The 21,608-nt window shown below is 48.9% G+C and carries 25 protein-coding genes and 1 pseudogene; 12 read left to right on the forward strand and 14 right to left on the reverse strand.

Going from position 1 to position 21,608, the window contains the following annotated elements:
• Window positions 1-44: 44 nt before the first annotated feature.
• The 3 genes from NNO02_RS04450 to NNO02_RS04460 form a co-directional block, all read right to left on the reverse strand.
• Window positions 45-395 (reverse strand): hypothetical protein, encoded by a 351-nt coding sequence (locus tag NNO02_RS04450; RefSeq protein WP_271449122.1) that lies wholly within the window; start codon window positions 393-395, stop codon window positions 45-47.
• Window positions 396-405: 10 nt separating this feature from the next.
• A complete protein-coding gene (locus NNO02_RS04455) occupies window positions 406-648 on the reverse strand; it encodes a hypothetical protein (RefSeq protein WP_271441154.1) in 243 nt (80 codons plus the stop codon).
• 581 nt (window positions 649-1,229) lie between these two features.
• The gene (locus NNO02_RS04460) at window positions 1,230-1,976 is read right to left on the reverse strand and encodes a MipA/OmpV family protein (RefSeq protein WP_048212595.1); all 747 of its coding nucleotides are present in this window, start codon (window positions 1,974-1,976) and stop codon (window positions 1,230-1,232) included.
• Window positions 1,977-2,409: 433 nt separating this feature from the next.
• Here NNO02_RS04460 and yeaG point away from each other — a divergent pair, with 433 nt between their 5' ends.
• Window positions 2,410-4,344, forward strand: coding sequence for a protein kinase YeaG (gene yeaG / locus NNO02_RS04465; protein ID WP_005120355.1), 1,935 nt, complete (start codon window positions 2,410-2,412; stop codon window positions 4,342-4,344).
• 122 nt (window positions 4,345-4,466) lie between these two features.
• Window positions 4,467-5,750: a YeaH/YhbH family protein gene (locus NNO02_RS04470; RefSeq protein ID WP_271449123.1), complete on the forward strand. Its 1,284-nt coding sequence runs from the start codon at window positions 4,467-4,469 to the stop codon at window positions 5,748-5,750.
• Window positions 5,751-5,842: 92 nt separating this feature from the next.
• Here NNO02_RS04470 and NNO02_RS04475 read toward each other — a convergent pair whose 3' ends face one another.
• Window positions 5,843-6,253, reverse strand: coding sequence for a hemerythrin domain-containing protein (locus tag NNO02_RS04475; RefSeq protein WP_271449124.1), 411 nt, complete (start codon window positions 6,251-6,253; stop codon window positions 5,843-5,845).
• A 13-nt stretch (window positions 6,254-6,266) separates the two neighbouring features.
• A complete protein-coding gene (locus tag NNO02_RS04480) occupies window positions 6,267-7,037 on the reverse strand; it encodes a class I SAM-dependent methyltransferase (RefSeq protein ID WP_271454289.1) in 771 nt (256 codons plus the stop codon).
• A 179-nt stretch (window positions 7,038-7,216) separates the two neighbouring features.
• On the opposite strand from NNO02_RS04480, the gene dgcJ reads away from it, so the two are divergent.
• From dgcJ to NNO02_RS04495, 3 genes are all read left to right on the forward strand, one after another.
• Window positions 7,217-8,707 carry a diguanylate cyclase DgcJ gene (gene dgcJ / locus NNO02_RS04485; RefSeq protein ID WP_271454290.1) on the forward strand — a complete coding sequence of 497 codons (1,491 nt, stop codon included), beginning with the start codon at window positions 7,217-7,219 and terminating at the stop codon, window positions 8,705-8,707.
• 44 nt (window positions 8,708-8,751) lie between these two features.
• Window positions 8,752-9,255: a YbaK/prolyl-tRNA synthetase associated domain-containing protein gene (locus tag NNO02_RS04490; protein WP_271441159.1), complete on the forward strand. Its 504-nt coding sequence runs from the start codon at window positions 8,752-8,754 to the stop codon at window positions 9,253-9,255.
• A gap of 138 nt (window positions 9,256-9,393) precedes the next feature.
• Window positions 9,394-9,840: a DUF441 domain-containing protein gene (locus NNO02_RS04495; protein WP_042308914.1), complete on the forward strand. Its 447-nt coding sequence runs from the start codon at window positions 9,394-9,396 to the stop codon at window positions 9,838-9,840.
• Here the strand turns inward: NNO02_RS04495 and NNO02_RS04500 are convergent.
• A pseudogene (locus NNO02_RS04500) lies at window positions 9,823-10,615 on the reverse strand (AraC family transcriptional regulator); the annotation flags it as partial. The gene NNO02_RS04495 and the pseudogene NNO02_RS04500 overlap by 18 nt on opposite strands.
• 99 nt (window positions 10,616-10,714) lie before the next feature.
• On the opposite strand from NNO02_RS04500, the gene NNO02_RS04505 reads away from it, so the two are divergent.
• Entirely contained in the window at window positions 10,715-11,902 is a 1,188-nt protein-coding gene (locus NNO02_RS04505; RefSeq protein ID WP_271454292.1) for a CynX/NimT family MFS transporter, read from the forward strand.
• A 36-nt stretch (window positions 11,903-11,938) separates the two neighbouring features.
• Here the strand turns inward: NNO02_RS04505 and NNO02_RS04510 are convergent, their stop codons facing one another.
• Window positions 11,939-12,646: a CTP synthase C-terminal region-related (seleno)protein gene (locus NNO02_RS04510; protein ID WP_040233632.1), complete on the reverse strand. Its 708-nt coding sequence runs from the start codon at window positions 12,644-12,646 to the stop codon at window positions 11,939-11,941.
• Window positions 12,647-12,831: 185 nt separating this feature from the next.
• On the opposite strand from NNO02_RS04510, the gene NNO02_RS04515 reads away from it, so the two are divergent.
• Window positions 12,832-13,179, forward strand: coding sequence for a DUF488 domain-containing protein (locus tag NNO02_RS04515; RefSeq protein WP_202038860.1), 348 nt, complete (start codon window positions 12,832-12,834; stop codon window positions 13,177-13,179).
• A gap of 7 nt (window positions 13,180-13,186) precedes the next feature.
• Here the strand turns inward: NNO02_RS04515 and NNO02_RS04520 are convergent, their stop codons facing one another.
• Window positions 13,187-13,435 (reverse strand): putative hemolysin, encoded by a 249-nt coding sequence (locus tag NNO02_RS04520; protein WP_271454293.1) that lies wholly within the window; start codon window positions 13,433-13,435, stop codon window positions 13,187-13,189.
• A gap of 186 nt (window positions 13,436-13,621) precedes the next feature.
• On the opposite strand from NNO02_RS04520, the gene NNO02_RS04525 reads away from it, so the two are divergent.
• From NNO02_RS04525 to yoaJ, 3 genes are read left to right on the forward strand one after another with little or no spacing between them, the layout of a single operon-like run.
• Window positions 13,622-14,647 carry a sensor domain-containing diguanylate cyclase gene (locus NNO02_RS04525; RefSeq protein WP_271454294.1) on the forward strand — a complete coding sequence of 342 codons (1,026 nt, stop codon included), beginning with the start codon at window positions 13,622-13,624 and terminating at the stop codon, window positions 14,645-14,647.
• Window positions 14,648-14,694: 47 nt separating this feature from the next.
• Complete coding sequence (locus tag NNO02_RS04530) at window positions 14,695-14,793, forward strand: YoaK family small membrane protein (RefSeq protein ID WP_086523648.1); 99 nt, start codon at window positions 14,695-14,697, stop codon at window positions 14,791-14,793.
• A 2-nt stretch (window positions 14,794-14,795) separates the two neighbouring features.
• Entirely contained in the window at window positions 14,796-14,870 is a 75-nt protein-coding gene (gene yoaJ, locus NNO02_RS04535) for a protein YoaJ (protein WP_099530266.1), read from the forward strand.
• A 49-nt stretch (window positions 14,871-14,919) separates the two neighbouring features.
• Here the strand turns inward: yoaJ and NNO02_RS04540 are convergent, their stop codons facing one another.
• The gene (locus tag NNO02_RS04540) at window positions 14,920-15,168 is read right to left on the reverse strand and encodes a GlsB/YeaQ/YmgE family stress response membrane protein (protein ID WP_137382921.1); all 249 of its coding nucleotides are present in this window, start codon (window positions 15,166-15,168) and stop codon (window positions 14,920-14,922) included.
• A gap of 360 nt (window positions 15,169-15,528) precedes the next feature.
• On the opposite strand from NNO02_RS04540, the gene fdhF reads away from it, so the two are divergent.
• Window positions 15,529-17,676 carry a formate dehydrogenase subunit alpha gene (fdhF, locus tag NNO02_RS04545; protein ID WP_271454295.1) on the forward strand — a complete coding sequence of 716 codons (2,148 nt, stop codon included), beginning with the start codon at window positions 15,529-15,531 and terminating at the stop codon, window positions 17,674-17,676.
• A 55-nt stretch (window positions 17,677-17,731) separates the two neighbouring features.
• Here the strand turns inward: fdhF and NNO02_RS04550 are convergent, their stop codons facing one another.
• From NNO02_RS04550 to leuE, 4 genes are all read right to left on the reverse strand, one after another.
• The gene (locus NNO02_RS04550; RefSeq protein ID WP_271454296.1) at window positions 17,732-18,376 is read right to left on the reverse strand and encodes a hypothetical protein; all 645 of its coding nucleotides are present in this window, start codon (window positions 18,374-18,376) and stop codon (window positions 17,732-17,734) included.
• 228 nt (window positions 18,377-18,604) lie between these two features.
• Window positions 18,605-18,787, reverse strand: coding sequence for a DUF1869 domain-containing protein (locus NNO02_RS04555; protein WP_003030733.1), 183 nt, complete (start codon window positions 18,785-18,787; stop codon window positions 18,605-18,607).
• Window positions 18,788-18,790: 3 nt separating this feature from the next.
• The gene (gene yeaR, locus NNO02_RS04560; RefSeq protein WP_045441926.1) at window positions 18,791-19,153 is read right to left on the reverse strand and encodes a DUF1971 domain-containing protein YeaR; all 363 of its coding nucleotides are present in this window, start codon (window positions 19,151-19,153) and stop codon (window positions 18,791-18,793) included.
• Between the two features lie 174 nt (window positions 19,154-19,327).
• Window positions 19,328-19,966: a leucine efflux protein LeuE gene (gene leuE / locus NNO02_RS04565; RefSeq protein ID WP_048212597.1), complete on the reverse strand. Its 639-nt coding sequence runs from the start codon at window positions 19,964-19,966 to the stop codon at window positions 19,328-19,330.
• A 247-nt stretch (window positions 19,967-20,213) separates the two neighbouring features.
• Here leuE and ycaC point away from each other — a divergent pair, with 247 nt between their 5' ends.
• Window positions 20,214-20,840, forward strand: coding sequence for an isochorismate family cysteine hydrolase YcaC (gene ycaC, locus NNO02_RS04570; protein ID WP_005120379.1), 627 nt, complete (start codon window positions 20,214-20,216; stop codon window positions 20,838-20,840).
• A gap of 70 nt (window positions 20,841-20,910) precedes the next feature.
• On the opposite strand, the gene zinT is transcribed toward ycaC, so the two are convergent.
• Complete coding sequence (gene zinT / locus NNO02_RS04575; RefSeq protein ID WP_202038865.1) at window positions 20,911-21,555, reverse strand: metal-binding protein ZinT; 645 nt, start codon at window positions 21,553-21,555, stop codon at window positions 20,911-20,913.
• Between the last annotated feature and the right edge of the window lie 53 nt (window positions 21,556-21,608).

Genomic DNA, 21,608 nt, shown 5'->3' on the forward strand with positions numbered 1-21,608 from the left:
TTTATTCCCGGGCTTAGACAGATAACTTGTTAGTTGTGCAGAGATTATTTTAAACGGCCTAAATATTTACCTTCTTGCATGGCGTTTATTTTTCCATTCTTATATACAATAACCGAAATCAAGCCTGCACTGTAGGTTTGCGCATCTGCATTATTTTCATCATTTGCTGCCGGGCTACCATTAATATAGGCAATGCCATCGGTGCCACGTTTAAAATCAACTCCCAGTTTCTTTACATGTATGGGTTTTACCGTACTGGCGTTAACCGGAGCATTCGCTTCGCTAACCATGGTTTTATGATCATGTTGTAACTGGCGGCGGTAAGCCTCGCTAATAGCATGAGCAGGTGCAACAGTTGATGCCACCAGCGCAGCGATAATAATTAATTTTCTCATGAGGAAAACCTTAATATTTATTGTGATTATGATGATGACTGGAGTTACCATCATTTGTGCTGTACAGGCTCTGTGCATTTTCCATAGCCTGTTTTTCCGCTGCAGCATTAATTGTAGCCTGACGATTCTGCTCAGCAACGTAGCATGCGTCCCGACTGACGCCCTTGTTCTCACAGTCATTCATGCGAGAGGCCTCGGTAGAACAACCCGCCAGAACCCCGCCCATCACAGCTATCATGATTAACTTTTTCATTATCTATACCAGGTTTATTCTCAAAAAACCTTCATCGCAGATTATATTTCTGCAAGGAAGAATTACTCTCGCTACTTTTTAAGTTTGAGTAATATCTGCAATAGAATATTTAATGTCAATTTTAATTTTTTCAGATAATTACCTAAAGAATGTAAAATAAAAATTAAACGCTTTGATTTTTACTTTTCACATGAAAGATGACTTTCATGGTTAAGTTAGACGCTCAAAATAATTGTCAGATATTTGCAACACCCCTTGCAAGGTTAATTGAGGTCCAGGCGTCATAACAAAACAGTGCATTTTCAGTATATTGCCGCAGTAGATTTTGTTAGTCGCTAGCGATGATTGGTTCTTGGATGCCTGTATTTTTTACTCTATAAGAAAATCGATATCAGACTAATTAAATAATACGTTCCTGTTTGGTAACTACACCAGGTAAAACACGTTAATTATTCGTTGCAGCAGCGCATAAGGCAGAATCAGCAGAAATCGTGAATTCTCATGCTTTAGATCAACATTCATTCCCGTCAGGCATAAAAAAGCCCGCATAACGCGGGCTCATGTTCAGCATTGGAAATGCATCAGAACTTATAGGTGATACCCGTTGAGATCAGACCCGTCCAGGATTTGTCTACCATCGGGCTGTCTGTCACTTCATCAGACAAACGGGTGTAACGCGCAGTGCCGTACACGCTCCAGTCGCCTAAGAAATTATAGTTGGCGCTGAGTTCAAGGTACGGGTTCCAGCTGCTTTCAGGATCGTAGCTGCGTAAACCACTGCGAGACGATTCGTGGCGCGATACACCATAGTAGTACTGGTTCTGGTTTTCGCTGTTCCACTCAACACCAATCCCCGGTGTCAGCGTCAGGCCTCCGTTGGTATAACGGTACAGCCATGCCAGATCCCATACGATACCATTACTGTTATCCAGTGCGTCTCCCGCGAGGCTGGTACGCAGGAAACCATATTGCGTGTTATGCACGTAAGAAAGCCCGGCCATCATGGTGCTCTTACGTTTATCAAGATTGCGCAGACGGCTATCGTCGCTGTCGCCCGGCTTGAAGTACAGTGGCGACCAGTACGCCATCACAGATAATTTATCTGTATTGTCATTCCACAGGTAGTAACCGCCGCCCAGACCACGGAACCAGAAGTTGTCGCTTTCATAGGTCACAACAGGGACCGGGTAAACGTCACTATCGTAGTTTTTGTAAGGGTGTTCAACCACACCAACGCCTGCGCCCAGCGTCAGGTTGCTTTCTGCTTGCGCGACACTCGCGGATGTGGCAATAAGCACGCCAAGTGCCAGAAGTTTGAGTTTGGTCACAATCCATAATTCCTTATTCAAATGTTTAGCGACGAAAGTGTAACCGCCAATACGCTTCAGCCCAACTATTTTACGTATTACCTGCCCAATGTAACCCCCTAATTTCTCAACGAGTGATGACATTTTGCTTGCAGTACGGTGAACAGCACATGAATTCAGCCCCATTTCTTTACATAACATGTGCTTTTTTTGCTGATGAGTTATTGATATGCCATTGAAATTCATTTGCGCGTGCAGGCAAGTTTTGCAAATGCCATCTACGCTTAAATTTAGAAGGTGTATCACCGAATACGTTGATCTCCTGACCATCGAAATGGCATGAGAGTTGCTTATTTCTTCAGCAGCGACGTCGTTCAGTTTACCTCTTCAGGGGCCTCTACTATTCATATGAACGGCTCTTAACATGTGCTAAAAAACGAAAGGACGGCATACCATGAATATATTCGATCACTATCGCCAGCGTTATGAAGCTGCCAAGGACGAAGAGTTCACGCTGCAGGAGTTTCTTACCACTTGTCGGCAAGATCGCAGTGCTTATGCCAACGCGGCAGAGCGGCTATTAATGGCTATTGGTGAGCCTGTCATGGTTGACACTGCCCACGAACCTCGACTTTCTCGACTCTTTTCGAATCGGGTGATTGCACGTTATCCCGCTTTTGAAGAGTTTTACGGCATGGAAGACGCAATTGAACAGATTGTTTCTTATCTGAAACATGCGGCTCAGGGGCTGGAAGAGAAGAAACAGATCCTGTATCTGCTGGGGCCGGTGGGAGGGGGAAAATCATCGCTTGCAGAGCGACTGAAGTCGCTGATGCAAAGAGTGCCCATTTATGTCCTCAGCGCCAATGGTGAACGTAGCCCGGTTAACGATCATCCGTTATGCCTGTTTAATCCGCAGGAAGATGCACAGATCCTGGAAAAAGAGTATGGGGTCCCGCGTCGCTATCTCGGTACGATCATGTCGCCGTGGGCTGCGAAGCGTTTGCATGATTTCGGCGGGGACATCACTAAATTCCGTGTCGTCAAAGTCTGGCCGTCCATTCTGGAGCAAATCGCCATCGCTAAAACGGAGCCTGGTGATGAAAACAACCAGGACATTTCCGCTCTGGTCGGGAAAGTGGATATTCGTAAACTCGAACACCATGCACAGAACGATCCTGACGCCTACGGCTACTCAGGTGCGCTGTGCCGCTCCAACCAGGGGATTATGGAATTCGTAGAGATGTTTAAAGCACCGATTAAAGTGCTGCATCCTCTGCTGACTGCTACCCAGGAAGGAAACTACAACGGGACAGAAGGTATCTCTGCCCTGCCGTTTAACGGCATTATTCTCGCCCACTCGAACGAATCTGAATGGGTGACGTTCCGCAACAACAAAAACAACGAAGCCTTCCTCGACCGTGTATACATCGTGAAGGTCCCGTATTGCTTACGTATATCTGAAGAGATCAAGATCTACGAAAAACTGCTTAACCACAGTGAGTTGACCCATGCGCCTTGCGCACCGGGCACGCTGGAAACGCTCTCTCGCTTCACGATTCTTTCGCGTCTGAAAGAACCTGAAAACTCGAGTATCTATTCGAAGATGCGCGTTTATGACGGTGAAAGCCTGAAGGATACCGATCCTAAAGCAAAATCGTATCAGGAGTACCGGGATTACGCCGGAGTTGATGAGGGGATGAACGGTCTGTCCACGCGTTTCGCGTTTAAGATCCTATCCCGCGTGTTCAACTTTGACCATGCCGAAGTCGCAGCAAACCCAGTGCATCTGTTCTATGTGCTTGAGCAGCAAATCGAGCGTGAGCAATTCCCGCAGGAGCAGGCTGAACGTTATCTTGAGTTCCTGAAGGGCTATCTGATCCCGAAATACGCCGAGTTTATTGGCAAAGAGATCCAGACGGCTTACCTTGAGTCCTATTCAGAATATGGACAGAACATTTTCGATCGTTATGTTACCTATGCGGATTTTTGGATTCAGGATCAGGAGTACCGCGACCCGGATACCGGTCAGCTGTTCGATCGCGAGTCACTGAACTCCGAACTGGAGAAAATTGAAAAACCGGCGGGTATCAGTAACCCGAAAGACTTCCGTAACGAGATCGTCAACTTTGTTCTGCGTGCCAGAGCAAACAACAGCGGTCGCAATCCAAACTGGACCAGTTACGAAAAACTGCGCACGGTTATTGAGAAGAAAATGTTCTCGAATACCGAAGAGTTACTGCCGGTCATTTCGTTTAACGCTAAAACCTCGACTGACGAGCAGAAAAAGCACGACGATTTTGTCGACCGTATGATGGAAAAAGGCTATACGCGTAAACAGGTACGTTTACTGTGCGAATGGTATTTGCGCGTACGGAAATCGTCTTAACATAAGTGCCCGGTGGCGCATGCGCTTACCGGGCTTGCAAAATAATGTTCCGTAGGCCGGATAGCGCCAGCGCCATCCGGCACTTACAGACATGGCGAACAGTTGGCAGTACGGGGGGGCATATGACCTGGTTTATTGACCGGCGTCTTAACGGCAAGAACAAGAGCACGGTAAACCGCCAACGCTTCTTGCGCCGTTATAAATCGCAAATTAAACAGTCGATCTCCGAGGCCATTAACAAGCGTTCGGTGACCGACGTAGATAGCGGCGAATCTGTCTCTATTCCGACCGATGATATTAGCGAACCGATGTTTCATCAGGGGCGTGGTGGCCTGCGTCATCGTGTGCATCCGGGTAACGATCATTTTGTACAGAATGACCGTATCGAACGTCCGCAGGGGGGCGGCGGTGGTTCAGGAAGCGGACAAGGCCAGGCCAGTCAGGATGGAGAGGGTCAGGATGAGTTCGTCTTTCAGATATCTAAAGATGAATATCTTGATCTGCTGTTCGAAGATTTAGCGCTCCCTAACCTGAAGCAGAATCAGCAGCGTCAGTTAACGGAGTTTAAAACGCACCGTGCAGGATTTACCTCCAACGGTGTGCCCGCCAACATCAGCGTGGTGCGCTCCTTGCAAAACTCACTGGCGCGCCGCACAGCAATGACGGCGGGTAAACGTCGTGAGCTGCATGCGCTTGAGGCCGATCTGGAAACCATCGCCAAAAGTGAACCCGCGCAGTTGCTGGAAGAAGAGCGATTACGCAAAGAAATTGCTGAATTACGGGCAAAAATTGAGCGCGTACCGTTTATTGATACCTTTGATTTGCGCTACAAGAATTATGAGAAACGACCCGATCCTTCCAGCCAGGCCGTGATGTTCTGCCTGATGGATGTCTCTGGCTCAATGGACCAGTCGACTAAAGATATGGCAAAACGGTTTTATATCCTGCTGTATCTGTTCTTAAGCCGCACTTACAAAAATGTGGAGGTTGTCTATATTCGCCATCATACTCAGGCAAAAGAGGTTGATGAACACGAGTTCTTCTACTCTCAGGAAACGGGGGGAACCATAGTTTCCAGCGCCCTGAAGTTAATGGATGAAGTGGTCAAAGATCGCTACAACCCTGCCCAGTGGAATATCTATGCCGCTCAGGCATCGGATGGCGATAACTGGGCGGATGACTCACCACTGTGTCATGAAATTTTGGCGAAAAAGCTGCTGCCGGTGGTGCGATATTATAGCTATATTGAAATCACCCGACGTGCACACCAGACCCTGTGGCGTGAGTATGAGCATCTGCAATCTACCTTTGATAACTTTGCGATGCAGCATATCCGCGACCAGGATGATATTTATCCGGTTTTCCGCGAGCTGTTCCATAAGCAAAGTACCTCCAGCAATAGTTAGCAATTAGTAACGTAAAAAGTCAGCCAGATTTTCATCTCTGGCTGATTTTTTCTTGCCGGGTGCGGTGCGTTCCGTTCATGCGTAAAATGGCGCTACATTCTCTCCACCAGCGGATAGAAGTCTTTATTTTCCCGTTGCATACGCTCATACACTTTACGCAAAACAATGTTGGCATCACGTCTGAACGCGTCATCGTTGCCCATCAACTTACTGGCAATATTCCAGCGGCGGGAGAAAACCTCATATTCACTAACGATGTCCGCCATTTCACGCTTAAATTGTGTGCTGACTTGCCGAAGTACGTTATTACCATCTTGCTCAATATGCGGATAAAGGAACTGATCTTCAGCAGATAAATGCGTTTTAATGATCGCGCTCATGCTCACAATCGCAGTAGCGATTTCCTGAGCATTGGCTGAGACGCCAGCGAGGCTTAACTTACGCAAGAATGATATTTTTTCCAGTATATCAACATGCTGACTTTTCATTTTATCAATATTCATCCGTTTATCCTTTTTATTTTCCTTTGATGGAACAGCAGGCAATGTAGTTTAGTTGGTGACGTTGCGAGTGGAAGAAACGAAACATTTTCAAGAATCGGCGACGATTTTCGTACGTTCGCATACCGTTAAACGCAATTTTAATCGCACCCTTTACTCCTTCGTCGCGAATTAATCCGCGCGGTGACATCAACGACATTTTGCCATTCTGTTGCATGACCTGTTCAAACCCCGCACTCATCAACAGGTCACTCCATCCTTGTTTGGTCAGCGGACTGACGTTTGATTTCACCACCTGAACCAACTGATATTGTTCGCCTTCTTCCATTTTTTGCGCTGTGAACATAATGTCGTGGGTCAACAAACGTCCACCGGGTTTCAGCACCCGATGATATTCCGCAATCAGTTTCGCTTTAGCTTTGTCTGCATACATTGTCAGCATGGCTTCGTTAATCACGACGTCGAAGCTGTTATCCGCAAAAGGCAGAGTATTGGCGTTTGCCGCCATGACATGAATGTGATTTTCCAGTCCGTTGTGCGCCACATTACTTCTGGCCTTGTTCAGCGCATTTTTATCCATATCAATGGCATAGACCGTACATCCAAAGCGCTGTACCAGCTCGATGGCCGTTGTAGCCATATTGCAGGCAACTTCAAGGACCTGGCTGCCAGGCGTCAGTTGGGACTGCCGGAACAACCATTCTGTCGCTTCAACCCCACCTGGGCGCAGGCGGGTTTTTCCCAGGCTGGCTAAAAATGTATGGCCCGCTTTTTCAGTCGCGCTCATCCGCCGGTCTCCTTTTTTATAAGTTGCATTATAAATACAACAATAGAGGTTAAAGGTGAAGAGCACGAATGATTTTTATTACAAATAATGCGCAATCCTGCAGGATTTTCCGTACTGTTAGAGTGGATGTATACCGTGTGATAGACTGATGTATCTGACTTACAGGGTTGTAAATCATTATGAAATTGCATCATAAAGCGCTCCGGCACTTTATCTCCGTAAGCGTTATTGTTTTGACATCTTCTTTTTTGGTTTATGAACTTGTTGCCAGCGATCGGGCAATGAGCGCGTATATGCGCTACATCATAGAGAAAGCAGATTCATCCTTTCTCTATGATAAATATACCAATCAGAGCATTGCCGCCCATATGATGCGCCAATTTTCATCCCCGAAAAAGCCCATCACAGTTGAACAACGAAAAGCGCTGTGCACCGCTTTTGAAACCGTCAACGGCATACATGGATTCAATCTCACTGCCCATGATTATCTTCCGTTACGCGGCACGTTACAGACCCACTCGCCGAGTTGTATTGAACAACTTGACGATATTTTTCTACTCCCCGCCTTCGATCAGGCCGTAAACGCAAATCGTGAACGGGTAGATTATGGTCAGGGATTAGGCACCATGGAATACAAGTTTCGCTATTACATTGACCTGAAAAACGACTACATCTATTTCTATAACCTGGTAAATTCATATCAATTTGCCATGAATCACTGGTCTTTTTTACAGAAAGGTACACTGGGAATTAACCAGAACGATATTGATGATATTTTTACTGGCCGAACCGTCATTTCCAGTATTTATCAGGACGATCTCACCCAGGAGAAAGTGATGAGCTTTTTGACCCCGGTCTACTATACCGGCAAGCTAAAAGGCGTTGTCATGGTGGATGTTAACAAAGACAATTTAAAGAACATATTTTATACCAACGACCGTCCCCTCGTCTGGCGCTATCTCAATGTGACCTTATCTGATATCAACTCAGGTGAAGAGATTATCATTCATCAAAGTGAGAGCGACTTGTTTCAGTATGTTCATTATATTAATGACATCCCAGGCGGAATGCGCATCACATTATCGCTTGATTTTATGTATTTTATTGTTGCTTCCTGGAAGATATTTGCCTTCTATTTACTGGCAACGGCACTGCTGCTGAACATGGTCAGAATGCATTTTCGTTTGTATCACAACGTCACACGCGAAAATATCAGTGATGCGATGACCGGGCTTTATAACCGTAAAATATTAACGCCCACGCTTGAGCAGCGTTTGCAGCAGTTGGTCAACGCCGGAACCTGCGTAACTTTTATTGCTATTGATTGCGATAAACTAAAGACAATTAATGACACACTCGGGCACCAGGAAGGCGACCGCATTATCACCATTCTGGCCAAAGCTATTCAGGCCTCTATTCGCAAAAGTGACTATGCCATCCGTCTTGGCGGAGATGAGTTTTGTATTATCCTTGTCGATTATGCCCCTGAACTTACCCCCCAACTACTGGATCGTATTCGCGATAACTTACACACTATTGCTCCGGATACCTCCGTCAGTTTTTCCGCAGGGATTTATAACATGCAGCCAAACGACACCATTGATGACGCCTATAAGGCATCAGATGTACAGCTCTATCTGAACAAACAGAAAAAACACCACCGTGAGTGATACTGTATTCGTCAGGATGTTCATCGTAGTACCAGGAGTAAGAAATGACAGATGTAAATAAAGGCAACGTGACGCACCAACGTTTAATTTCGCTGTTGTCAGAACAAGGCGCAACGTATCGTGTACTCAGCCATGAGGCCGTTGGCAAATGTGAAGCTGTCTCGGAAATTCGCGGTACAGCGCTGGGTCAGGGGGCAAAAGCCCTCGTCTGTAAAGTAAAAGGCAACGGCGTTAATCAGCATGTGCTGGCCATTCTCCCGGCTGACCAACAGGCTGATCTGAACCAGCTTGCCGGACATATCGGCGGTTTACGCGCATCACTTGCCAGCCCGGCGGAAGTGGATGAACTGACCGGCTGCGTGTTTGGCGCTATCCCACCGTTTAGTTTCCATCCAAAACTCAAGCTGGTTGCCGATCCGCTGTTGTTTGAGCGCTTTACTGAAATTGCGTTCAATGCCGGACTGCTGGAAAAATCCGTGATCATGGACACCCAGGATTATTTGCGCATTGCACAACCTGAATTAATTCCATTCCATCGCGCACAATAGCAAGCCCGTAACATCAGTATCAAAACGCGATATTATGCGTTCGCCCAAAAATAATAATAATCAATAAAAAAGCCTGTTCCGTCACGCATTTACGCGTACAGTAAGCAGGCTTATTTTTCTTTTGGCAAGGAAACTACGATGTTTGATGTCACACTGCTGATCCTGCTTGGACTGGCAGCTCTGGGCTTTGTCAGCCACAACACCACTGTCGCCGTTTCAATTCTGGTGCTGATAATCGTCCGTGTTACTCCGCTGAATACATTCTTCCCATGGATTGAAAAGCAGGGGCTTACCGTTGGGATTATTATTCTGACGATCGGCGTCATGGCGCCCATCGCCAGCGGCACGCTGCCCCCCTCCACGCTTATTCACTCCTTTGTAAACTGGAAGTCGCTGGTCGCTATCGCCGTCGGCGTTGTTGTCTCCTGGCTTGGCGGGCGCGGCGTCACGCTGATGGGTAGCCAACCTCAACTCGTCGCCGGTTTACTGGTGGGCACAGTATTGGGCGTTGCCCTCTTTCGCGGCGTGCCGGTGGGTCCGCTTATTGCGGCCGGTCTGGTGTCGCTGATTGTTGGGAAGCAGTAGTCAACCCTGCCAGATAGCGACCGGGTGTTTGACCCAGGCCTTTCTTGAACATGGTGATAAACGCGGTCGTTGAATCGTAACCGAGCATTTGTGCGACCTGCTGTACATTGTGCCCGTCGATCAGTGCCTGCAGCGCCAGGATCAGTTGCAACTGATGACGCCAACGGCGAAAACTTAGCCCCGTTTCTTTGACGACCAGACGGGCAAGATTACGCTCACTCATGGCAAACACATTGGCCCACTGCCCCAGTGTTTGCCATTGCGCAGGCTCCCGCGCCATCGTCGCCACCATCTTGCGAATTTTCGGATGATCGGATACCGGTAACTGCATTTGCTCCTGCGGCTGCTGCGGAAGTTCGTCAAACAACACCTGCGTTAACCGCTGGGTAGCTGGTTCACAGAGCTGGGCATCCGTTTTGCTCGCCAGCGCAAGAATAAGCTCCCGGCATAATGGCGCTATTTTCAGCGTACAACAGCGATCCGGCATCACTACTGCATAAGGTTCAATGAATAAAAAGCACAATTGCGCGCCAACGGTAACGTGGTTGCTGTGCGGAATTTCACCAGGTATCCACACCGCATATTGCGGTGGCACCATCCACATGGCGTTCTCAACTTCGCAAGTAATTGCGCCATGCAGCGCCAGAATTAACTGACCTTTGCGGTGTTGATGCAGTGGGCTGAAAAGTTCGTCTTCCTGAGCCTGAATACAAAAAGCCACGGCGGCATCGTGGTAAAGATCGGGTTGATACCCGTCCAGCCTCAGTCCAAACATAAGAATGTCCGATTTTAGCGATAAACTGTCATTTTAGCTTGATTCATCCACAGAGTAAAAACGCTAAGGTAACGCCTCGCCTGACGATATGAGAAAAAAATGACTAACTCCCCTTCTTCCCGCGGTAAAAACGGTGCGCTGTTAATTGCGGGTATCCTGATGATCGCGACCACACTACGCGTTACGTTTACCGGCGCAGCCCCTTTACTGGACGCGATTCGCACTGACTACGGTCTGACCACCGCCCAGACGGGACTCCTGACCACGCTACCACTGCTTGCTTTTGCGCTGGTGTCGCCTCTGGCGGCAACCGTCGCTCGCCGTTGGGGTGTTGAGCGCAGTCTGTTAGCCGCCATGCTGCTGATCTGTATGGGTATTGCTATACGTTCACTCCCTTCATCCGGAGCCCTATTTGGCGGGACGGCAGTCATTGGCTGTGGCATAGCACTGGGAAATGTCCTTTTGCCGGGTCTCATTAAGCGTGATTTTTCACAGCATGTGGCAAAGCTCACCGGGGCGTATTCGTTAACGATGGGTGCTGCGGCAGCGCTGGGGTCGGCAATGGTCGTGCCGCTGGCGTTACATGGCTTTGGCTGGCGCGGCGCGCTGATGATGTTAATGGTCTTTCCGCTGCTGGCGTTATTGATCTGGTTACCTCAGTGGCGCCAGACGGCCAATGCCAGCCTCAGCAATTCGCGAGCGTTACACTCCCGCGCAATCTGGCGCTCCAGTCTCGCCTGGCAGGTCACGCTGTTTTTGGGCATCAACTCGCTTATTTATTACGTCATTATCGGCTGGCTACCCGCCATTATGATCAGTCACGGCTACAGTGAAGCACAGGCGGGGTCGCTGCATGGTTTGCTACAACTGGCGACCGCAGCGCCTGGGCTACTGATCCCCCTCGTTCTGTATCGGTTTAAAGATCAGCGTACTATCGCCGCACTGGTCTCGTTAATGTGCGCTATTGGTGCTGCAGGGTTTGCCGTTATGCCCGAGCAGGCGGCCCTGTGGACTGTGCTGTTTGGCTTTGGCTCCGGTGCCACGATGATCCTCGGCCTCACCTTCATCGGGCTACGTGCAAGCTCAGCGCACCAGGCCGCCGCGCTATCCGGCATGGCGCAATCTGTCGGGTATTTACTGGCCGCGTGTGGGCCACCGATGATGGGGAAAATTCACGATCTTAACGATAGCTGGCAGGTCCCGCTGGTTGGCGTCGCGCTGCTCGCTCTCATCATGGCCGTGTTTGGCGTCTGTGCAGGACGCGAGAAAGAGATCGCCAGCGCGTAATACATCGGGCAGGCAAAAAACCAACCTGCCCAGTTGTTATCCTCTGGCCGCGCGCAGCAGTGCCTGGACGAGGGGCACAGGCTTTCCTGCCAGCGCCCCTCGTTCGTGCTGAAAAAGCGTCCCGACATAAAACGGATGTGTCACCAGTTCAATCGCGCGAACGTCACCCGCGTCATCCCAGCCCGTTACTCGCAGATCGCCGCTTTCAAGCTCAGCGGCAAAGGCTTCCGACACGCCATAGTTACAGTGATACCCCTCTGTAATGACATCCCGCCCGTAGGCTCTGGCGATCAGCGTATTCGCACGCAGTTCAATATCATCCGTCTTTTCGACCAACGAGCAGGTCAGCGGTGCAATCACCATACGACCCGTGGTCTCTGTTTCCGCATGCGCGGCATCACGCCAGCCCAGCACATTGCGGGCATACTCAAGAATGGCATGCTGAAAACCACCACAAGTGCCCAAAAATGGAATGCTGTTTTCGCGTGCGTAACGTATTGCCGTCAGCGCGCCTTCCGGATGCTGGTAAGGACTGCCGGGGACTACCCAGATGGCATCATAACCAACTAAATCTTCGCCACTACTAATATCAGATGTGGTGAGCCAGTCATAATCAGCCACTAATTCCAGAACGGCGGCAGCATCATCGATGGCAAGGGGAATAGCCTGGTGCGCCACAATATCGGGGCTGTAATCGCCCACCAGCGCAATGCGAAGCGTATCTTTAACAGGGGAAATTTCCATTAACTTTCCTTATGTCCAGACAATGAGGGACAACATAAGGAGCCTCAGCCTACCGATTTTTTGTTGTTATCACAATCCCTTAAATTGAGAGTCTATATGGCCAAAATGCTATAATGGTCACGTTTTACGATCTTATTTAACCGTAATGAAGACGAGTTCAGTGGCTTAACGGAGCGGATTAAGAGATGAATATTCAGTGTAAACGCGTGTATGACCCGGCAGAAAAAAGTGATGGATATCGTGTTCTGGTCGACAGGCTGTGGCCGCGCGGGGTGAAAAAAACCGATCTTGTTTTCAATGAATGGGATAAAGCGCTGACGCCCTCGTCTGATTTACGTAAAGCATTCCACGCAGATGTCATCGATTTTGCCCATTTCTCCGAGCAATACCGCGCAGAACTTGCCCAGCAACAGCAGGAAGGCAAGCGACTCGCGGATATTGCCCGGCAACAGCCGTTAACGCTGCTGTATGCGGCGAAGGATACGCAGCAAAACCATGCGCAGGTTCTGGCTGAGTGGCTGCGTCAATTGTGACAGCGGGTTATTTGCCCGTTGCCGGATGATCTCTGCGCCAAAGCGACCATTCATCAATAACTTCGCCACCGGGTAGTTTGCAATCTGACCTTACGCCTTGCGGTGTTTGCACCGCAATCAGCACGCCGCCCTTTTGCTCACAATATACGGATGCCGGGTTCGCCATGCCAATTTTCGGTGGTACGGGTGCTTCAGGTGATGTGGAACACCCCGCCAACGCCAAAATGCCGGGCACAACGATAGAGGCCAGTTTCATATTCACTCCTGTTAAAAACGTTACTCTGGAAGAGTACCCCGACTCCCCATCTATCTCCATGTTTTACTGACGTGTTTCAATCTCATGTCTACATTTTGACCCGGATAGCGTGTTTCATCTTTCCCTCCGATGTTCTATTATGCCGGCAATACAGGACTTATCAGCATTCTGGAGTATTTGCCTCTCATGTCAGACATGATCCTCGCCCGAGTCTCAAAATCATTAGCCACGGAGCAGTCTGTTGAGAGTCTGGTTCGGCAACTTCTGGAGATGCTGGAGGTCGTGACTGAGATGGAGTCGACCTACCTTACTAAGGTCGATTTAGATGCGCGTCTGCAGCATATTCTGTATGCGCGTAATAGTAAGCAAATGCAGATCCCCGAAGGGCTGTCGGTGCCGTGGGATGAGACTCTCTGCAAGCGCGCAATAGACGCAAACTGTCTGTATAGCGATAACGTTCCCGCGCGTTGGCCAGAATGTACCGCCGCACGCGCACTGGAGATCACAACCTTTCTGAGTACTCCAGTCCACCTGCCCGATGGCACGTTCTATGGCACCCTCTGCGCCACCAGTCGTCAGCAACAGCCGCTAAGCGAACGAGGTGAGCAGGTATTGCATCTGTTCGCGGGCCTGATTGCGCAGTCTATTCAGAAAGAATCTCTGGTTGCTCAGTTACGTGAAGCAAATGCTGCGCTGATAGCCCACTCCTACACTGACGTTCTGACCGGGTTACCTAACCGGCGGGCAATATTTGAAAATATCGACACCCTCTTTTCGCTGGCTCGCCACCTCAGACACAAAATTATTGTCGCCTATATTGATTTAGATGATTTCAAACTGATCAACGATCGTTTTGGGCACGAAGTCGGTGACCAGTTTTTGATCCAAATTGGCCAGCGTTTACGCCGTGGATGCAGTGAGAGTGATATTCTTGGTCGTCTGGGCGGTGATGAATTTTTAGTCGCCAGCCTGTCAGTGGAAAACGAAATGTCGCCGTGTATTCGTTTGCAAAGCGTGAAAAACCACTTACAGCAGCTCATTTGCGGTGACTATGACCTGGGTGGAATCTGTTTGTATTATCCGGGAGCCAGTCTGGGCGTTGTGGAAATAGACCCGCTGGAGACAGACGTCAACTGTGCGCTTCATCTTGCAGACAGTGCGATGTATCAGGATAAGAAACGTCAGGATAAAACCGCTTTTGTCGTACATTAAGCCCTGTTATGCTTAATCGTCTTAAAATTATTCTGGCAGATAAGCGTATGCGACTCGGTATTATTTTCCCCGTTATCATTTTCATTTCCGCTGTCGTTTTCCTGTCCTGGTTCTTTATTGGCGGCTACGCCTCACCAGGAGCATAACGATGAAAAAAACAACGCTTATTATGATTGGCGTGGCCATTATTGTCGTGCTGGGAACGGAACTGGGCTGGTGGTAACCCAAAATAAAGGCCACATAAATGTGGCCTTTATTGGCTGATTCGTTACTTAGCTTTTGATTTTTCTGTAGATAAACAACACCACAATCGCGCCGATAATTGCCACGACAAAGCTGCCGAAGTTGAAACCATCAACTTTACCAAATCCAAAGAATGTACTGATCCACCCGCCCACGACGGCACCAACTACCCCTAAGATAATGGTCATAAAGAAACCGCCGCCATCTTTCCCCGGCATGATCCATTTTGCCAAAATCCCCGCGATAAGACCAAAAATCACCCATGAAATAATACCCATTATTTTCCTCGCTTATGTTTTTACGTGAACGATTTACTCGTTGTATAAAAGCATAGCATAGCGCCGAAAAATTAAAATTTGTGATCAGGGTCACTTTGATTTTTCATCTTTTTCTGATGTTTCATGAGGTTAAACTACGCAAAAACGGGAATATTTACTGACGCTTGTCGTCATTAGTGTCGAATCGTCAGTCATTATTCTGCTTTTTTTGCTTTCGCTCCCCGCCATTGCTGAATTTTCAATTCTGGCACAGTTTATGCTTTAACAGCCCGTCGCTACGACAAATCGTAGTCCGCGAAAACTCTCGCGAGACTCCGTCTACAATTCGCGCTATTTCAGCATTTAACAGGTCTGTTATTGATGAAAAAAATCACCAGTGTTTGCCCATACTGTGGGGCCGGGTGCAAGCTCAAGCTTGTTGTTGAAAATAACAAAATCATCCGCGCTGAAGCCGCTGAGGGTGTAACGAACCAAAACCAGCTATGTCTGAAAGGCTACTATGGCTGGGACTTTCTGAACGACACTCGCCTTTTGACTCCTCGTCTGACCCGACCAATGATCCGCTATGAAAAAGGTGGGAAATTCACGCCCGTCAGTTGGGATGAAGCCATCCGCTACACCGCAAAACGCTTATCCGAGATCAAAAATGCCTATGGTCCTCGCGCCATCATGACGACGGGTTCATCTCGTGGAACCGGGAATGAGACCAACTACGTGATGCAAAAATTCGCACGTGGCGTACTCAACACCAACAATGTCGATTGCTGCGCCCGCGTCTGCCACGGTCCATCCGTCGCCGGGCTGCAGGAAACGCTGGGCAATGGTGCGATGAGTAACTCAATTAGCGACATTGAAAACTCAAAATGTCTGCTCATCTTTGGCTATAATTGCGCCGATTCCCACCCGATTGTGGCACGCCGGGTGATCAAAGCTCGCCAGAACGGGGCAAAAATCATTGTCTGCGATCCCCGACGCATTGAAACTGCCCGAATTGCAGACCAGCATCTGCAGTTGAAAAACGGGTGTAACATGGCGCTGGTCAACGCGTTTGGCCATGTGCTTATCGAAGAGCAGCTTTATGATCGCGAGTATGTGCAAAAACATGCCGAAGGCCTCGAAACTTACTGGGAAACCGTCAAGGATTACGCGCCCGAAGCCGTTGAACATTTAACGGGTGTGCCTGCACAGCAGGTTCGTCAGGCGATGCGTACTTTCGCTTCCGCCCCCTCGGCAACCGTGATGTGGGGAATGGGTGTGACCCAGTTTGGCCAGGCGGTTGACGTGGTTCGTGGTCTGTCGAGCCTGGCGTTGCTGACCGGAAACCTGGGGCGTCCTAATGTCGGCGTTGGCCCGGTGCGCGGACAAAATAACGTGCAGGGCGCGTGTGATATGGGCGTACTGCCGAACCAGTTCCCGGGCTATCAGGACGTTACCGATTTCGCCGTGAGAGAGAAGTTTGCCAACGCCTGGGGTATTGACGTCAATCTGATGGATGACAAGGTCGGCACCCGGATCACCGAAGTCCCCCATCTGGCCATCGAAGGTAAAGTCAAAGCCTACTACATCATGGGTGAAGATCCGCTGCAAACCGAGGCCGATCTGGGCCTGGTCCGTGAAGGCTTTAACGCGCTCGATTTTATCGTGGTACAAGACATCTTCATGACCAAGACGGCAGAAATGGCTGACGTTCTCCTGCCCGCAACATCGTGGGGCGAACACGGCGGCGTCTTTACCTGCGCCGACCGCGGATTCCAGCGGTTTGAACAGGCGATTGAACCTACGGGGGATGTCAAACGCGACTGGGAAATCATCAGCCTGTTGGCCACCGCAATGGGTTATCCGATGCAGTATCAAAATAACCAGCAAATCTGGGATGAGATGCGCGAGCTATGCCCACTCTTCTACGGCGTGACTTACGAAAAAATGGGTGACATGGGCCACATTCAGTGGCCATGTCCGGAGCTTGATCACCCAGGCACGCCCTATCTGTATGCGCACAGCCAGTTCGATACCGCCAATGGCAAAGGTAAATTGTTTGCCGCACAGTGGCGTGCTCCTGCAGAAGTACCTGATGAAAAGTACCCAATGGTGTTATGCACCGTGCGCGAAGTCGGCCACTATTCGTGCCGCTCGATGACCGGCAACTGCGCAGCATTGCAGGCCCTGGCCGATGAGCCGGGCTATGTTCAGATCAGTACGCGTGATGCGGAAAACCTCGGTATCCGTCATCGCGATCTGGTTTGGGTGAGCTCACGTCGTGGCAAGGTTATCAGTCGGGCTGATGTCTCTGAACGCATCAATCCCGGAACCGTGTACATGACCTATCAATGGTGGATTGGCGCCTGTAATGAGTTGACCCAGGATAATCTGGACCCCATCTCGAAAACCCCGGAAACCAAATATTGCGCCGTCAATATTGAGCACATCACCGATCAAGGTTGGGCGGAGAACTATGCCGCGAAATCTTACAGCGAGATGAAATCACGTCTGTGCGAGGCTATCGCGTAAGTAACCTGCACATTTGCCTGAGTCGTACCTCCAGGCTCAGGCAAATGCCATTGCGTTACTTCGCCAACTGCGGATCGTTAAACCGAATAGCCATATCTTCTGCCTGCTTATCCCGCGCCATAAAGTTAAAACTAATCAGAAATAGCCCAACCATAAACGGCAATTCGTACAGTTCTTCAATCAGATCGCCATACTGCGCGTTGTGAAGAAAGACGGGAGCCAGCAGACGATGGTGCTCGACCGTGTCGGAGATCAAAAATGCACAGCTGGTGATCGCCCACAACCAGAGCGGCAGCGACTCATTGCGCAAGCGATTGACAATCTCCCGACGCAGGTTCGCTGAAATCACTACCGGCAAGATAATCATGGCGATTAATACAACAGAGATAGCCCTGAATAACAACCTGGGCTGATCGGGAAAATAATCGCGCCCCCAACTGGTGCTTCGTCCCAGCAAAACTAACCACCACAGCACGGCCCACAGCCAAAATTGCTTCTCGCCATCAGGACGCGAAAAAGGCCGGATGTAGCAGAAAGTAAACATGGCACCAAAAAACAACCAAAGCGCCTGACCATTTTCAATCCATCTGACGACGCCGCCGTTGAGCAAGGGGAGATTCAAGTTGGCAGTAAACGGGATCACCGCAGTGACCAGCCCCAGCAGGAGTGTTGGGAATGTTAATCGGGTATCAAGTTTCATAAGCACGATGTTCTGTTAAATGAAAGACAGCCGATCATAACCCCAGCGAATTTTAAGCCATTAGCAATCTATGCGATCTTCTTAAGGTTTTCTTAAGAAAACTTTTTTACAGAAAATGAGCGCACAAACTACGCATCATGAATAAAAAAAACCGCATCGAGCCGTCAACGCGCGATGCGGTTTTAATTTTAAAATGAATGCAATCAAGCAATAGCAGAGATGAAAACCCTACCAGCCGCAGACTTCGTGCTCATTCTCGGTATCGTATGAACGAACCGTATTGACCAGGTCTTTAACCACTTCAGCGGCCACATCCGGAATCAACAGCGTCATCGGCGCTTCAGTTTCATAATCGACAGACACGCCATTGCTGTTATTGGTGACTGTAACGGTGTAGGTTGCTTTACCCATGATTTACTCCTTGCCGGTACGCACAACTTTTCGTTGATTTGCGCTCTCCATCAACACTTCGGGCGCCACGAAAAAGTCGATATTAAAGTAGGTGTCGTCGGTCATCACTTCGATGTTATGCCATTTCTCCGGTGGAAAAACGCCGAACTGACCGGCTTCGATAATCATCACCTCTTCAGGTTCCGGGCTGTGTTCATCTGCAAATCCGAGATATTTGACCGCCCCCTGCATCACAGAAAGTCGAGGATAAACCCCGGCACGGGTACCCTTATCAAGGTGGCGTTCGAAAATTCCGGCAGGTGCAGTTTCTTTGTTCCAGAACGGCGTTGAGCGTGTATGAATATGATTCTGTGGAATTTGAAGCATTTTTCTTCCCTTTTCCAGTCGACAACCAGCGAGTCTTATTGAATCGCTGCTGTAAACAGGGTACGCCTCAAAATATACATTTAAAATACCATTTATTGGTTATAACCATCACATCTTTCAATGAAAGGAACAGCTTAATACTGAAAGCCCGCCGTCAACAGCGGGCCAATAACGTTACGACTGAAGCGTCGCCAGACGCGCGGCAAAACCGACAAAGATCAAGCCAATGAGGGAATTCCCAACTTTAGCCAGTTTTTTCTTCGTACGAATATACTGTGTCACAAACGCACCGGAGAAAATAAGGAAGCTCAGATAGAAAAAGCTCACTATTTCAAGCGTCATCGCCAAAATAAAGAACGACAACCCTGAGTGAGTCGCGTTGACATCAATAAACTGTACGAAAAACGAAACATAAAACAGAATGGCTTTAGGATTCGTCAGACTCAAAATTAATGCACGTTTGAAAATCGCGCCAAACGGAACTTCTTCTGGCGCCGCATCGCTGGCCTTCGATTTCAGTGTGGCATACAGGATCTTCGCACCGAGATACAGCAGATAAAACGCGCCGAGATAACGAACGATATTGAACAATACGGGCGTTGTTTTGATAAGTGCAGCTACGCCAGCATAGGCCAGAAACATCAATACGGCATCACCAATAAACACACCGCTTGCGGCCAGATAACCGCCCTTCACTCCACGACCGACGCTGTTCTTCAGCACAAATATCGTATTTGGCCCCGGTACCAACACGATAAAAATAGCCCCCACCAGATACGTCCAGTAATTCAGAACTCCATACTCTGCGAACACGTTAACCTCTTCCTGAAAAAACACATGCACTTGCTGCGAGACAATATGCTAACGAATGCGCCAGGGGATGGAAAGAGAAGCTTTAGAATATAGCATTCTGTTTCAGTCCGGTTGCAACAGCATTATTCGTTCCAGATTTGCAACGATGAAACCCACTTTTGCGCCTACCCAATGCCCCGTTTAGCCACTAATGTTTATCAGTAGATTCAGCCCGTAAGGCACCCTCTCATCACATGGAGAAAGAAAAATGACTATTGCTTATAAACGTCTTGATAAAGATCAGGCTGCCGTACTACTGGTCGATCACCAAACGGGTTTGCTTTCACTGGTCCGTGACATCGATCCAGACAAGTTTAAAAACAACGTTCTGGCATTAGGCGACCTGGCGAAGTATTTCAAACTCCCGACGATTCTGACCACCAGCTTTGAAACCGGTCCTAACGGTCCATTAGTTCCTGAACTGAAAGAGCTGTTCCCGGACGCCCCTTACATCGCACGTCCTGGTCAGATTAATGCCTGGGACAACGAAGATTTTGTTAACGCGATCAAAGCAACAGGCAAAAAGCAACTAATTATCGCCGGGGTGGTAACCGAAGTCTGCGTCGCATTCCCTGCGCTTTCTGCCATTGAAGCCGGTTTCGACGTGTTTGTGGTCACCGATGCATCCGGTACGTTTAATCCGCTGACCCGTGATTCCGCGTGGAATCGTATGTCATCTGCCGGCGTACAATTAATGACGTGGTTCGGTCTGGCCTGTGAGTTACACCGTGACTGGCGCAACGATATTGAAGGGCTGGGAACGTTGTTCTCCAACCATATTCCTGACTATCGCAACCTGATGACCAGCTACAACACGCTGACATCCGGGAAATAATGTTCCTGTCAGTGTAATACACAGAAACCCGCCAACATCGGCGGGTTTCATTGAACAGTTTCAGTCGGGATTAGTGGTGCAACATTTCATCCACCACCTCTTCGCCCTTAAGCTGATACGGGTAATAGGTTGGCCAGTTATCCATCTCTTCAAGCAGGGCAGCCTGCGAGGTATTCCCCATAAAGATATGGAAGTGGCTCGACTTACGTGGCGCAATAATGTGATCGCTGAATTGCACGTATTTCGGCGCGTCGCTGCCAGCGTCTTTACACTCGAACAGGTAACGCACACCTTTCTTACCTGACGTATAGTTCAAAATTTTATATCCGGCATAGTCATACTTACACGCTGCCACCTTTTTACCGGTATGAAACTCCATTACGCCGTTTTCAATACCAATAGTGTCAACATCGGTCGCGTACCCCTTACGGTAATAGGCTTTAATCTGCTCTGCCGTTTTGCTCTTGTCTTTCTCCGCTTTCTTTTTGAATACCGGATCCAGTTCGCCACTCACCAGATACGGATAGACAGACTGCCACATGCCATCCCAGTCGGCTAGCGTACGGTTCTGCACATTTTTGTCATCAAAAACGCCTTCAGCCGCCTTTTGTTCTATTTCGGTCATTGGTGCACCATGGGAATGGTGACCATGCGCCAGTACCTGACTACTAACAAAAAGCATCCCCAGAGCGACTGCCAATTTTTCCACATGCATAGCCAAAATTTCACCCTCAAATCATTTGCGAGTGAAATGTTATAATATAACAT

This window comes from Citrobacter sp. Awk 2 (genome assembly GCF_028069815.1).
Classification (GTDB): domain Bacteria; phylum Pseudomonadota; class Gammaproteobacteria; order Enterobacterales; family Enterobacteriaceae; genus Citrobacter.